The 13,705-nt window shown below is 69.6% G+C and carries 11 protein-coding genes; 6 read left to right on the forward strand and 5 right to left on the reverse strand.

The annotated features are described in order from the left end of the window. The first annotated feature begins 11 nt into the window (after positions 1–11). Positions 12–3,188: a hypothetical protein gene (locus tag GTY96_RS08145; protein ID WP_161664386.1), complete on the forward strand. Its 3,177-nt coding sequence runs from the start codon at positions 12–14 to the stop codon at positions 3,186–3,188. Between the two features lie 17 nt (positions 3,189–3,205). Here GTY96_RS08145 and GTY96_RS08150 read toward each other — a convergent pair whose 3' ends face one another. Next, positions 3,206–4,765 (reverse strand): alpha/beta hydrolase, encoded by a 1,560-nt coding sequence (locus tag GTY96_RS08150; protein ID WP_235685447.1) that lies wholly within the window; start codon positions 4,763–4,765, stop codon positions 3,206–3,208. A gap of 67 nt (positions 4,766–4,832) precedes the next feature. Beyond that, positions 4,833–5,387 (reverse strand): hypothetical protein, encoded by a 555-nt coding sequence (locus GTY96_RS08155; RefSeq protein WP_161664387.1) that lies wholly within the window; start codon positions 5,385–5,387, stop codon positions 4,833–4,835. 357 nt (positions 5,388–5,744) lie between these two features. Between GTY96_RS08155 and GTY96_RS08160 the strand changes: the two genes are divergently transcribed. Then, on the forward strand, positions 5,745–5,918 hold the full coding sequence (locus GTY96_RS08160) for a hypothetical protein (RefSeq protein WP_161664388.1): 174 nt from the start codon (positions 5,745–5,747) through the stop codon (positions 5,916–5,918). Here GTY96_RS08160 and GTY96_RS08165 read toward each other — a convergent pair. After that, positions 5,911–6,045 carry an RCC1 domain-containing protein gene (locus tag GTY96_RS08165; RefSeq protein ID WP_161664389.1) on the reverse strand — a complete coding sequence of 45 codons (135 nt, stop codon included), beginning with the start codon at positions 6,043–6,045 and terminating at the stop codon, positions 5,911–5,913. The genes GTY96_RS08160 and GTY96_RS08165 overlap by 8 nt on opposite strands. Before the next feature lie 148 nt (positions 6,046–6,193). Then, entirely contained in the window at positions 6,194–6,910 is a 717-nt protein-coding gene (locus GTY96_RS08170) for an SDR family oxidoreductase (protein WP_161664390.1), read from the reverse strand. Positions 6,911–6,980: 70 nt separating this feature from the next. Between GTY96_RS08170 and GTY96_RS08175 the strand changes: the two genes are divergently transcribed. Next, complete coding sequence (locus tag GTY96_RS08175) at positions 6,981–7,907, forward strand: LysR family transcriptional regulator (protein WP_235685448.1); 927 nt, start codon at positions 6,981–6,983, stop codon at positions 7,905–7,907. Here the strand turns inward: GTY96_RS08175 and GTY96_RS38200 are convergent. Continuing rightward, the gene (locus GTY96_RS38200; RefSeq protein ID WP_268903924.1) at positions 7,898–8,029 is read right to left on the reverse strand and encodes a hypothetical protein; all 132 of its coding nucleotides are present in this window, start codon (positions 8,027–8,029) and stop codon (positions 7,898–7,900) included. The two genes, GTY96_RS08175 and GTY96_RS38200, sit on opposite strands and share 10 nt — an antisense overlap. 451 nt (positions 8,030–8,480) lie before the next feature. On the opposite strand from GTY96_RS38200, the gene GTY96_RS08180 reads away from it, so the two are divergent. From GTY96_RS08180 to GTY96_RS08190, 3 genes are all read left to right on the forward strand, one after another. Further along, on the forward strand, positions 8,481–10,895 hold the full coding sequence (locus GTY96_RS08180) for an alpha-amylase family glycosyl hydrolase (RefSeq protein WP_161664392.1): 2,415 nt from the start codon (positions 8,481–8,483) through the stop codon (positions 10,893–10,895). 124 nt (positions 10,896–11,019) lie between these two features. After that, the gene (locus GTY96_RS08185) at positions 11,020–11,418 is read left to right on the forward strand and encodes a BlaI/MecI/CopY family transcriptional regulator (RefSeq protein ID WP_143899531.1); all 399 of its coding nucleotides are present in this window, start codon (positions 11,020–11,022) and stop codon (positions 11,416–11,418) included. Further along, positions 11,415–13,646, forward strand: coding sequence for a M56 family metallopeptidase (locus tag GTY96_RS08190; RefSeq protein WP_161664393.1), 2,232 nt, complete (start codon positions 11,415–11,417; stop codon positions 13,644–13,646). The genes GTY96_RS08185 and GTY96_RS08190 overlap by 4 nt, the downstream gene beginning before the upstream one ends. Positions 13,647–13,705 lie beyond the last annotated feature (59 nt).

The raw sequence follows: 13,705 nt of genomic DNA on the forward strand, positions 1-13,705 counted from the left end.
GGGATGGATCCATGCAGACACGACGTCGAAATCTCCTGCTCACGCTGGGAGGCGTGAGCGCCCTGACCGCCGCGGTGGCGCTGGTCGGGTACCGAGCAACCTCGGGAGTCCCCTCGCCGCCGCCCACGAGCGAGGCCACGGGCTCCGGCGCACAGGTGCAGGTCACCTCGGCGCCCACCCCGGGGACCGTGCCGCCGCCCTACCCCGTCTTTCCCCACGGCGACACGCTGACCCAGCCGCTGGACGAGAACGACGCGCAGGCACAGCGGTTCCTGGCCTTCTACGCCAGGCAGGGCGGCGTGAGCTTCCCGTCGCTGACCAAGGGCGGGCTCAAGGCTTTGCCCAACAGGACCCTGGACATCGCGCACAACGGCTTGAACCTGGGGAGTCAGAAGTTCAACTCCTCGCTGGTGTGTCAGTCCTGCCATGACACGGACTGGCTGGCCAACAGCGACCTCACCCCGCCCGCGGGCTCCCCCTCCACCTACAAGGCCCTGCCCACCATGGCCTTCTGGCAGATGCCCGGCGTGGACCGGCGCTGGAGCGACAAGACCCCGCCGTCCTACCTGGACCCCACCGCGCCCCCGCCGCTCGCCGCCAACTGGTCGCCCTTCGGCGACTGGAGCGCGTCCGTGAAGGCCCTGGCCGGCCGCGATCCCATCTTCCTCGCGCAGGTGGAGACGACGCGGAAGCTGTCGCCCCATCAGCCCGACACGGTGGACAACCTCTGCCTGCGCTGCCATTCGCCGCTGGCCCAGCGCCAGGCGCAGAGCGCCCACCGGCTCTTCACGCACGACCTGCTCTACTCCACGCCGGACAACTCCCAGCAGGACCCCGAGCGCGCGGTGTTGGGCGCCCTGGGGCGCGACGGGGTGTCGTGCAGCGCGTGTCACTCCCTGGCGCCCGACAGCGGGCAGCCCTGGAACGGCACGGACTACACGGCCTTCTACGGCGCCACCCGCCAGACGATCTTCGGCGACAACGTGTCGGCCCGCCTCACGGAGCCGGGGGACGACGTCCTGCCGCCCCCCTTCCCCTTCACGTCGTCCATGAACCTGCGCCCGGGCGCCATCGTGGGTCCGGACACGAAGCTGAACAAGCAGCCCATGGCCGCCGCGGGCCTCAGCCTGGAGACGGCCGCCACGGTGGGGGGACACAGCTACCTGCGCGACTCCATGGTCTGCGGCGCCTGCCACACCGTCGTCCTGCCCAAGGTGCCCACGAACTACCGCGCGTCGATGCCCATCGCGGAGGCGGAGGGCCACGGCGCCTATGTGCGGCCCACGAGCTGCCCCAAGGGCCAGACGACCTTCAGCCCCAGCGCCGACTTCCTGACCGACCCCTGCGTGGAGCTGGCCTATGAGCAGACCACCTACTTCGAATGGCTCAACAGCGGCTACGCCCAGTCCACGTCCACCTGCATGACGTGCCACATGCAGATCACCTCGCCCGACTCGCCCTATGACGGCCCCGTGAAGGTGGCGCAGCAGAACAGCGCCCTGGCGGCCTTCTATCGCGACAACCAGACCTTGCCGCCCCGCCAGTACAACCGCCACACGCTGCTGGGCATCAACCTGTTCGTCCACGAGATGTTCCAGCAGTTCCCGGACGTGCTGGGCCTGGACTTCTATGCGCGGCCGGACTCGCGCGTGCCGCCGTTCCTCCAGAGCCCGGAGATCCTCGCGCGCACGCCCAACCTCGTCACCAACCCGGGCGCGGAGGACGGCCCCAAGGCGGACCTGACGGTCGACGGCTGGGTGCCGGACCCCGGCACGTCCGTCACGGTGGTGGCGCAGCTCCAGGGGTTGTCCAAGCAGACCATCCAGCCCAGCCATGGCGCGCAGTTCTTCCAGCTGGGCGGCGGCGCTTCGCTCACCGTCGACGTGTCCGCGTACCAGGCGCTCATCGACAAGGCCGCGGGCGCGGCGACGGTCCTGTGGGGCGCCACGGTCTACTGCGACGGCGTCGTGCCCTGCGGCACGCTGGCGCTGCAGCAGAAGGGCTCCCAGGGGACATGGGCGGCCACGGCGGGTTCCCTCCCCATGCCGGCCAGCCAGCAGCGCTGGATTGCCGTCCAGGCGGCCACCCCCACCGCGATTCCCGCCGGGACGAGCGCCCTGCGCCTGGCCTTCCAGCCGGGCCGCGCGATGAGCGTGGACGACGTGTTCCTGGCGCTGAAGTTCCCGGACGGCTCGGTGGCGCCGCTGGTGGACGGCAAGCGCGACTACACCTTCGCGAAGAACCTGCTCAACGCCGAGCAGTCCATCCTGGACCTGGCGGTGAACACCGCGCAGGGGGCATTCGACCCCGAGCAGCCCGCGGTCCTCGTGTCCGTGGCCATGCCCACGCAGAGCGGCGGCATGCTCAACGTGCCCGTCACCGTCACCAGCAACGTGGGCCACAAGTTCCCCAGCGGCGCGGGCTTCCGCCGGGCGTTCCTCCAGTTCGAGGTGCGGGACGCCGCCGACAGGGTGCTGTGGGCCTCCGGGCAGCCCAACGCGCTGGGCGTCATCTGCAACGGCGTCTGCAAGCCGGATGACAGCGCGCTGCTGGCCAGCGAGTTCACCACCGACCCGTCCAAGATCCAGCCGAACCGCCAGGTCATCACCCAGCAGGACCAGGTGCAGATCTACGAACTGCGCGCGGTGGACGACTACAACCACCTCACCAGCCTGGAGCTCCAGCAGTTCCGGGACGTGAAGGACAACCGCCTGCTGCCCCAGGGGTGGATCGCCCCCGACAAGCGCAAGCCGGAGGAGATGCTGCTCGGCCTGAACCTCCAGCAGCTCGCGCGCCTCACCGCGCCGTACAGCTACGTGCTGGGGAAGAATGACACGAGCGTGTCGAGCGACCCGGACTTCACCACGTCGCCAGCGACGGGCATGGACCACGTCACCTACCAGGTGCCGCTGTCCGCGGTGAGCGGGTGGAAGAGCATCCGGGTGCGGATGAACTACCAGACCATCCCACCGCACTATCTGAACGCGCGCTTCCGGGACTCGCTGCTGGATGACCAGGGGCGGCCCACGCAGTCAGGGCCCGCGGTGCAGCGGCTCATCTACATGACCAGCCACCTGAACACGAAGACGTCGCTGACCTACAAGCCACGGGGCCAGGGCGCGCAGCAGGTGGACTTCATGGACAACTGGTCCATGGTGCTGAGTGAAGCCCAGGTGACGAAGGACTGACCCGCCAAGGCGGCAGGTCAGGGTGAGGGGGCCCCCGCGCTGGATGTCTCACCGGCCGCGGGGGCCGTGAAGGAAGGCAGGGCGAAGCGGGGCACCGGCAATGTCACCTCGTGGGGAAGCCCCGCCGTCTTGCCCGTCTTGAGGAACTCGTAGACCGCCTCCTTCGCCGCGGGCTCGCCTCGGAGCAGATAGAACGCGCCGTCATGGCCGGCGCGATGGACCAGGATGGCGTGGCCGTTCGGGAAGTACGGCAGCAGGCCGAGGGTGTTCTCGATGGGCGTCGAGGTATCCCAATCCCCGTGCACGAACACGACCGGTATCGCGCTCGGCAGAGGCTTCCTTAGCGCATCGCCCACGTCCCGGGTGGGCCAGTCCGGCGCCGACGCGATGTTCGCCTCGAAGTTCCAGGTCCCGAGCAGCTCGGTGGCCGGGTCGGTCCGCAACAGGTGCTCACGCTCGGCCGTGACTCCCAGGCTGCTGTCAATCAACGGGCCAATCAGCTTCGTCTTGCCGGCCGCGCGGTCAGCGATGACTTCGCGCGCCCAGCCCTCGTAGTGCCCGTGATAGAGCGAGAGGATGAAGGCTGGCCATTGCTCCCCCTCCTGGGTGTGTGAGTTCAGGGCGAGCTGCAGGTCCTCCGCGCCCAGGACCACGGTCTGGCCCCCTCCCGCGTCGTCGCGGACCTGGACTCGCACCGGCCCCGTCGCGAAGCGGCGGTGGAGGGTGCGCACGGCCTCCATCAGCCCGCCCGCGGGACGATAAGGCTCAAGCCCTGGGTCGCGGTCGGCGTCGTAGGCGATGCGCTGGAGCGCCGCGAAGACGTCCGAGGGCATGTCATAGCCATTGTTCAAGGGCTCCACGCCCGACAGCACCGCGCGGGCGACGATTCCCGGATGGAGCCGCATCACCGCGAGGCTCCACTGCGACCCGAAGCTGCCACCGAACAGGCTCACCTTCTGGTAGCCGAGCGCGCGCCGAAGGGCGTCCACGTCGGCGGCAAGCTCGGTGATGTCGTAGCCAGACAGGTCCTTCCCCGGGTTCTCCGCGATGGCCCTCCGCGCCAATGAGCGCATGGCCTGGGCCTCCACCTGCGCCGAGCCGGGGCGGTCCAGGAGCATGGCGTCACTCGAGGCTTCGAGCATCTCTCCCCGCCGGGTGAACCCTCGCTGCTCCAGGACGACCAGGTCTCCCACGGCACCGAAGGTCAGCCACGAGCGCAGTCGGCCCTTGCCCGCCGCGTCATCGTCGATGAGCGAGCCGAGCACGCTCAGGCCCGGACCTCCCGGGAGCCAGAACACAGGCGGAGCCCCCGTGGGGCGCGGCGCCTTGATGCGAGCGAACCCCACTCCGATGAGACGGCTCTCCGGCTTCCGCCGGTTCTCGGGCACATAGAGGGTCCCCAGCTCGTACGACACACGGGTACCGGGCTCGAGTTCGACGGCGCTGCGCTCGATGATCACCTCCCCTGGCTTGTGCTGGGCCAGGGCACCTGCCGGGAAGGCCAACGACAGACAAAGCGAGAGACACCGCCAAGACGACTTCAGCGAGAACGCGCGCATGGGGTGAGGAGAAGGCATGAAGTCCGAGAATATTCCGGGCCTGAGGAGGCGCGAGGCCGCGCGTCCGGGCTGGAAGGCCTGTGGGCTACTCAAGACCCTTCAGAGGCTTCGAACGGTGAGGCATCGCTACGTCCAGTGGCACCTCGTTACAGAGGATGCAACCGGCGGCGTGCAGGTAGACGTGATGCAACTCACAGAGCCCGTGGTTCGGGGGTCCTTCAGGCCAGCGCCACGGCTTGGCGTTGGACGTCGGGATGGCTTCGCGGGGGAACTGCTCGACCATCTCGCGCACCTTGCCGAGCAGCGCAACGACCGGAGAGGCCGCATCCAGCGCGAAGGGAAGCCGCTCCCAGCCCTCTCGCGCCGATGCCGCGTCGAGGATCTCCAGGAGGAATCGTTTCTGCGCATCGAAGTCCTCCGCCGTCCACCCGAGCTCTGAGACATCGAAGCCCACCATGCCCAGCCCCATGACGGACTGGTCGCTCTCCGCCAGCCAGAGCGCCAACCGCAGCTCCCAAGGCGTCCGCGCGTGCGCGGTCGCCGCGAGCGTCAGGACGTCGAAGAACGTGGCCAGCAGCCCGTTGCTGGCATGGACGTAAGGGGCTCCCGGGACCCGTTCATTGGTGATGTGGTCTCCCATGTGGGCACTCCCTCTCGAGCGCAGCCGGCCCCGGCGCGGACTGGCGCCCCAGCTTTCGTGGCGGTGCACCCAATCCTGGTGCGTGAGCGAGCCGATGTCCACGACGCGTCGTCGCACGCCAAGAGGGCTCGGCGAGCTGGAGGCGCGGAGGAAGGGGACCTGGGCCGGATGTCAGCGGGTGGGACTCCGCTTCTGGTCACCCATGAGCCTCCGGAGTACAAGGCGCGCATGGAAGGCATTCGTTGGGTTGCGCTTGTGCTTTTGATTCTATTTTCTGGCTACACGATCCATGCAAGCCGGACAGAATCCTTTTGGAAGTCTCTCAAAACGGTTCTCGCGTTGAAGTGGGGCCGCCAGGTGACGCTTGACCTCTACCTGGGCCTCTTCTTGTTCAACTTCGTCATCTACCTCAACGAGGGGTCGGTGCTCGTCGCGGCGGCCTGGCTGCTTCCAACCCTGATCCTGGGGAACATCGTCCCGCTGATCTATTTCGTGGTGAACTTCGGCTCCCTGGTCAGCCACTTCACTTGAGACAGGTGTCGCCGGCGGAGATCGAGACGTCCGCTGACCGCGGAACCAGTACACGCACCAGACTCCGCCGCGGGATGAGCCTCCCGTCCCCAAGCTGACCGTCGCCGTTGTTGCCCCAAGCCCACACGTTCCGTCCTGCCGCGGCTCCGCACGACGAAGCTGAACCAGGTGTCGGTCGCCCCGCTGCCGCCGCTGTACGCCGACGACACGACCCTGGACGTGGACGCGATGACGAGCCTCATGCACGTCACGCGGGGCGTGCGGGCTGCCCGTGCTCAGATCAGGGGGTGGCCACCATCCACCCGCAGCACCTCGCCGGTGGTGAACCCATTGCCCATGAGGAACAGCGCGGCATGGCCCAGGTCGGTGGTCGTGCCGATACGTCCCACGGGGAGCCGACGCGCGTGCTGCTCGAACATCTGGCCCTTGGCATCCCCCGCGATGGCGTCCCAGACGGGGGTGTCAATCCAACCCGGCGACAGGGCGTTCACGCGCACCGGCGCGAGCTCCAAGGCCCAGGCGCGCACCGCGGACTCGATGGCACCATTCACCGCCGCGATGACCGAACCGTTCTGCATGGGGCGGACGGAGGCGATCCCCGTGGTGAAGACGAGTGAGCCGCCGGGCTGGAGCCGGGCATGCCTGGCGACATGGAACGCCGCCATGAGCTTGGAGTCGAAGATGCGGCGCGCGGCGGCGAAATCCATCTCACGGATTCCGAGGTAGCGAGCCTCCACCGCCGTGACGACCACGTGGTTCACGGGCGGAAGCGCCTCGAAGAGCTGGCGCACCGCGTCCTCTTGCGTGACATCCGCCGAGGAGGTCCGCACGCGGCCCGGTCTTTCGAGCCGGGCAGCGGCTTGAGCCAGCTTCTCGGGGGAACGGCTCACGAGCGTCACGGACGCGCCTTGCTCCAGCGCGGCCTTGGCCACTCCGAATCCGATACCCGAGGATCCTCCCACCACCACGACATGTTGTTGTTCAAGGGTCATGCGCCATGACTACCGCGTGGCCAGGGTTGCAACCATGGGATGATGTGAAAGGCTCCATCCCATGAATGGAATGATGGTCAGCGAAAACCTGGGCCTCTTCGTGGCCGTGGCTCGGCAGCTGAGCTTCGTGGAGGCCGCGAAGCGCCTGGGGCTTCCCACCAGCACGGTCAGCCGCCGGATAGCGCTCCTGGAGGAGACGCTGGGGACTCGGCTCCTCCAACGCACCTCGCGGCGCGTGGGGTTGACGCTGGAAGGGACGCGGCTGCTGGAGCGAGCAGGGCCGCTGCTGGACCAACTTGGCGAGGTGCTCGACCAGTCCGTGGATCGAGAGGAAGAACCCGCCGGCAGGCTGCGGATTACGGCACCCGTGACGTCTGGAGCCCAGCGCATCGCCCCCCTGCTGTTCTCCTTCGCGGCCCAGCATCCGCGAGTGGCCGTGGAGTTGACGCTCACCAACTCCGTGGTGGACCTGGTGGAAGAAGGGTTCGACCTCGCCTTCCGGGTGGGTCCCATCCGGGACACCGAGCTGGTGGCGCGGCGGCTGTGGAGCATCGAGTCGGTGTTCGCGGCCTCCCCACGCTTCGTGCAAGACACCTTGAAGGGACAGACTCAGCTGACCCGGGAGGCGCTCAAGAAGGTGCCGGCGGTGCTTACGCTGCCTCGCGGGGTTTGGCGCCTGCGCCGCCGTGACGGCGGAGTGGAAGAGGTCCGACCAGCGGATGTTCGCGTCACGGTGAACGACCCACGGGTGGCAGTGGCGGCAGCTCAGGAGGGACTGGGCGTCGTCAGCGCGCCCAGGGAGCTGGTCGACCCGCATGGCCAGGCGCTCGTTCCGCTCACCGTGAAGGGGCGCACCCTGGAACCGCGAGAGCTCTTCGCGGTGTATCCTTCACGAAGGCAGCTCTCCACGCGGGCACGCCGAGTGCTCGACTGGGTGATGAAGCATGGTGCTCCAGAGCCTTCGGCGAAGCACCGAGTCACGCACCCTCACGGGTAGCGGGTGACACGAGACATCAGGTGCACCAGCGCGCCCGCCGCCGTCATCCCGAGCGCCGGAGTCGCGGCACGCGCGTCTGGACACCGGTAGGCCCCGTGCGCCTCCACTCCGCGCAGAACCAAGCTGGCGCGCTCCGCAATCGGCTCTTGTTCAATCTCTCCACCTACGTCGTGGTGAAGTTCAGTTCCCTGGTCAGCCACTTCACTTGAGCCATGTGTCACCGCGGAATTCGAGACGTTGAATGCGGCGCAGGCTCGCGACAGTCGCGGTGGCTGGGCAAATCACGCTTCTTCTACCGTCAGCTCCCGCTGGACGTCGGCCTCCTGCTCCCCCCTGCTTCAGCCGCATTCGCATGGGGCCCTCTCTGCCAGCAGCAGGCGCCGGGCGCGCGGCGGCACGGTTACGAGAAGCGCCGTCTCATCTCCACGCATGCGGGCCTCCGCTGGCGCGGTCGCCCTGTAGCGCGGCGGCTGAGGCGGAGGAATTCCCGAGGAAGAAAATGATCCGCGAGGCGTCCTCGGTTCGGCCCGCGGCGTCCACGCCGCCTCAGCAACAGGACCGAGAAAACACCCCATGAAGCCCACGAAGCCCGCCCAGGACCTCGCCCTCTCCTCCACGTCCGCCGACGACACCGCGAGCGCCGGGCAGGCGCCCGAGCATGCACTGAATGTCCTGTCCGCCGCCGACCAGCCCCAGCCGGAGGCCGGCGTGGGCGCGCCGCACGAGGCGCTCGCGCGCGATGAGGTGGCCCATGCCCTTTTCGACACCGAGGACGCCTCGCTGCACCTGCCGGGCAGCGGCTTGCCAGTGGGCTCCGTGGAGGCATCCTGGCTGCTCGACGCGGGCAGCGCGGGGCGTGACTGGAAGCGCGAGCTTCGCGCGCTCTACGCAGCGCTCGACAGCGCGAAGAACGACGGGTCGGACCTGACAGCCCTCACCACCCAGGCGGACGTGCTGCACCTCCTGGCGAGCGCGCGCGTCATCAACGCCTTCCGTGCGGAGGAGCTCGTGGTGCGCTTCTACGAGCAGGTGCGCGTGGCGCGCGCGGCCCAGAGCGAGCGGGTGCGCGGCTACTTCGCCTCGCTGCCTGCAAACTGGTTCACCGACAGCTCCATCTACTACACCTACCCGCACTCGCTCGGCGTGCCCGAGGGACAGGCGCGCGGCACGCTCTTCGATCTGGCGCACCAGCTGCCCTCCCTGCTCGAGCTCGGGTACCGCAACATCCAGATGCTCCCGCACTGGAGCCACGGCGGCGGGGACGGTGGCTACGACGTGTCGGACTTCACGGTGGACCCGGCCCTCGGCGGCGAGGAGGGCTTCCGCGCGCTGATGGACGAGGCGATGCGACTGGGGATGCGCGTCATCACCGACTTCATCCCCGACCACATCTCCGTGCGCCACCCCTGGTTCCAGGCGCTGCTCGCCGGCGACGAGCGGAAGCTTTCGTGGTTCCTCCCCATGGACGCCGTGGAGTGCGTAGGCAACGAGACGGACCGCAAGGGCAAGCTGCGCGTGCTGCTGCAGAGCGCCTCGGGCACCGTGTCGCGCCCCTGGGCCATCTTCCCCCACGCGAGCAAGCGCAACCTCATCGATGTCGAGGTGAACGGGAAGAAGCACCACGTCTTCCACTCCTTCTATCCGTTCCAGGTGGACCTCAACCTGCGCAACCCCGAGGTGCTCGGCGAGCTCTTCGCCATCCTCGGCTGGGAGCTGTCCTTCGGCGTGGTGGGCAAGCGCATGGACGCGGCCCCGCACTGGTTCAAGAAGGAGGGCACGGACTTCGAGAACCTCGCGGGCACCCACGCCTTGCAGGAGCTCTTCAAGTCCTTTGTCCGCCACGTGGTGGTGGGCAAGGGCATCATCGTGCCCGAGGTGGGCGAGGGCCTGCAGGAGGCGACGGGCTACTTCGGCCGCAAGGCAACCCTGCTCGGAGAGCCCTGCCACACCGAGGGCGACGCCATGTACGGCTTCGAGTGGAACTCCACCCTTTGGGCACTGCTGCTCGACGGGGACGCGGGCCTCTTCTGGCGCTTCTCCGAGCACATGGACGCCCACGGGGCGGACACCTTCTGGTTCAACATGGGCCGCCACCACGACGAGCTGCGGACGGACCTGATGCCGGTCGGCGTGCGCGAGCGCGTGGAGGCCGTGCTCCTCTCCCGCGGCGCCCAGGTGTTCGCCGGACGCGGGGTGGGCGGCCGCATGGCGGACTTCCTCCAGCGCGACCCGCGGCAGATCGCCAAGGCCTTCTTCCTCAACGCCCTGCCCCCGCGCGGCGTGCCCGTCACCTACTACGGGGACGAGGTCGGCGCGGTGAACCAGCCGCGGTACATGGCCGAGGAGCATGCCCGCCGCCTGCCCATCCTCACCGCGCTCGGCTTTCCCACTGGGGACGGCTCGGCGGCGCTGGACCGGCGCGACATCGGGCGCGGCAGCGTGTACGCGGGCCAGCTGGCCGCCGCGCGCGAGGCGGGCTACCTGCCGCTGCGCACCACGCGTGCACTCAACCGGATGTGGGAGACGCGCGCCAGCTTGCGCCGCGGGGACGTGGCGCGGGTGGGCCACACGGGCGCGGCCGTGCTCTCCACCCTCAAGGTGGACCGCGAGGGGCAGGACACTCCTCTCTGGGCGCTCTGCAACCTCACGGGCGCGGAGCAGACGGTGACCCTGTCAGGGGCGGAGCTGCGCGGCGCCCTCGGAGCCGGGCGCCTGGGCCGGCCCTTCGGCCTGCGCGACGTGCTGGCGGTGGAGCGCGACGGGGCGGAGCCCGCGCTCGTGGTGGTGGACGGCGACACGCTCACCCTCACGCTCGCCGCGCATGCACACCTGCTGTTGGAGGCGGTCCCCCTGAGCCAAGCCCGCCCTGCGGAAGGGCAGGTGGAAAACCCGGTGGCGTCTTCCTGGTCGTCTTCAGACGATCGCCAGTCCCCCGAAGGACTGCGGGGAGGCCACCGCGCCTCAACCCACTCGCGCAGCGGACCCTGAGCGAAGCCATCGCCGCCTTGGCCACGAAGTCCGGCGTCCCACGTGGAGCATCTACGAAGGCCTTCGTTGACATCTACGAACCCATTCGTATGATGCGTGCGTGGAGAGTCCAGGCGAGGCAATCATGAGCGAGTCGAAGCTGCCGCGCCCCACGGATGGCGAGCTGGCCATCCTGCGGGTGCTCTGGGAGCGCGGAGACAGCACGGTGCGCGAAGTCCACGAGGCGCTCTCCCGGCGAGAGTCGGCGGAGGGCACGGGCTACACGACGGTGCTGAAGCTGATGCAAATCATGACGGACAAGGGACTGGTGGCGCGGGACGAGTCCCAGCGCGCGCACGTGTACCGGGCCCATGCGACGGAGCAGCGCACACAGCGGCAGCTCGTGACGGACCTCGTGGAGCGCGCCTTCGGTGGCTCTCCGGCGCGGCTGGCCATGCAGGCGCTCTCCTCGCGCAAGACGAGCGCCGAGGAGCTGTTGGAGCTGCGCAAGCTGCTCGATACCTTGGACGGAGCTGACGAATGAGCGGCCTGCTGATGGAGTCATTGGGTTGGGCGCTGCTGCACTCGCTCTGGCAGGGCACGCTGGTGGCGGCGGCGCTCGCGGTGGCGCTGATGACGGTGGGTCGCCGCGCAGCCAACGCGCGCTATGCGCTGGCGTGTGGCGCGCTGCTGCTGGCCGTCGTGCTGCCGGCTGTCACGGGGTGGCGACAGGCCTCGGAGGCGCGCATGGAGCGAAGGCTCTCTCGCGGGGCTGGCTCCGAGTGGACTGGCGGCGCGAAGTCGAGCGGTGAAGCCACGGCGCCATCCCTGGCGACCCGACGGGGGGCGCGCCAGGACGGAGGCTCGCGCGCGGCCCCGATGGAGACGATGGGTCGACGGGCGGGCCATGAGGGCGCCCGGGGCGCCACGCTCGAGCAGCGCGGGACGGAGCTGACGGGTTGGGGGGTGGCGCGAGCGCGCACGGCGCTGGCGGAGAACCTGCGGTGGCTGGTGTTCCTCTGGGTCGCGGGCGTGGGGCTGAGCTCCGGGCGCCTGACAGCGGAGTGGGTGCGGCTGCGTCAGCTCACGCGGCGTGCCGTCGCGGCGCCCGCGGAGTGGCAGGCGCGGTTGGACATGCTCTCTGAACGTCTGGGCCTGACGCGCGCGGTGCGGCTGCTCCAGTCGACGGAGGTCGATGTGCCCTCGGCGGTGGGCTTCCTGTCCCCGGTGGTGCTGTTGCCGGTGTCCGCGCTCTCGGGGCTTCCCGCCCGGCAGTTGGAGATGGTGCTGGCGCACGAGCTGGCGCACATCCGCCGGCATGACTTCGCGGTGAACCTGGTGCAGGTGCTGGTGGAGACGCTCTTCTTCTACCATCCGGCCATCCGGTGGGTGTCGGGCGTCATCCGCGAGGAGCGCGAGAACTGCTGTGACGATGTCGCCGTGAGCGCCAGCGGCAACTCCGTCTCCTACGCCCGCGCCCTCACCGCGCTGGAGTCGCTGCGGGTGCTGCCCGAGGCGCCGAGCCCCGCCATGTCCGCGCTGGGCGGCTCGCTTCCGGACCGCGTGCGTCGAATCATCACCACGCCCGCCACGCACTGTTCCTCGCGCTGGGCCGCCGGGGCGTCGGTGCTGACGCTGGTCAGCAGCCTCGCGGTGGCCGCGCCGCTCACGTCGCTCGTGCTGCGGCAGTCCACGGCCGTCGCGCCGAACGCACCCGCCTCACCTGCCGCCCTCGCGCCGCCGAGCACGACCATCGCGGCCCCGGGAGCGCCCCCTGCGCTCGCCGTGGGCCCCAAGGTGGACCTCGATGTCGCCGTGGCTCCGAAGGTCGCCTTCGCCCTCACCGTGGCCCCGAAGCGCCCGGCCCTCGTCTCCGCGACCACGAAGGCCGCCTTCGCGGTCCCCCTCCCCCAGGTCGCCGCCGCCGCGACGCCTGTCACGAAGGCCGCCTTCGCGGTCCCCCTCCCCCAGGTCGTCGCCGCCGCGGCGCCGGTCGCCGCGCCGAAGCCCGTCACTCCGGACGAGGACGACGCGGACGACGCGGACGACCCCGATGAGCGCACCAGCGTGGGTGCCGGACAGGCGCTCTCCGTCGACCAGCTCGTGGCGCTGAAGGTCGCGGGGGTCACACCCGAGCGCGTGAAGGAGATGGAGTCGATGGGCTACGAGCCCACCGTCGGAAACCTGGTGAAGATGAGCCACGCCGGCGTCACCCCCGCGTTCACGAAGGAGATGAACGAGCGCTTCGGCGAGAAGCTGGACGCGGGCACGCTGGTGAAGCTGCGCCACATGGGCGTCACCCCGGACTACCTCGCGGCCCTCCAGAGCGCGGGCTTCGAGACGAACGACCCGGAGGAGATCATCCAAGCTCGCGCCCTCGGCGTGGACGCGGCCTACGTCCAGGGCCTCAAGGCCGCCGGCTACTCGGGCATGTCGCTGGAGGAGCTCTCCGAGCTGCGCGCGGTGGGCGTGAACCCCGACTACATCGCGGCGCTCGCGAGGCACGGGGTGTCGAAGCTCGACGTGGATGACCTGACGCAGCTGCGCGCCACGGGTGTCACGCCGGAGTGGCTGGGTCAGATGCGCTCGGCCGGAGTGAAGACGACGGACCCGGAGGAGCTCACCGAGCTTCGCGCCCTGGGCATCCAGCCACGGTTCCTGCGCGAGCTGAACGACGCGGGCCTCAAGGACCTCTCCGTCGATGAGCTGGTGCGCCTGCGCTCCGGCGGCGTGGACGCCGACTTCATCCGGCGGCTGCGCGACTCGAAGTAGGCAGCACGCCGTTGTCATCGCCACGGTGAGTCTTGGGGGGCATCCGCCCGCGCCCCCAC

Origin of the sequence: Corallococcus silvisoli (assembly GCF_009909145.1) — a bacterium.
Classification (GTDB): Bacteria; Myxococcota; Myxococcia; order Myxococcales; family Myxococcaceae; genus Corallococcus; species Corallococcus silvisoli.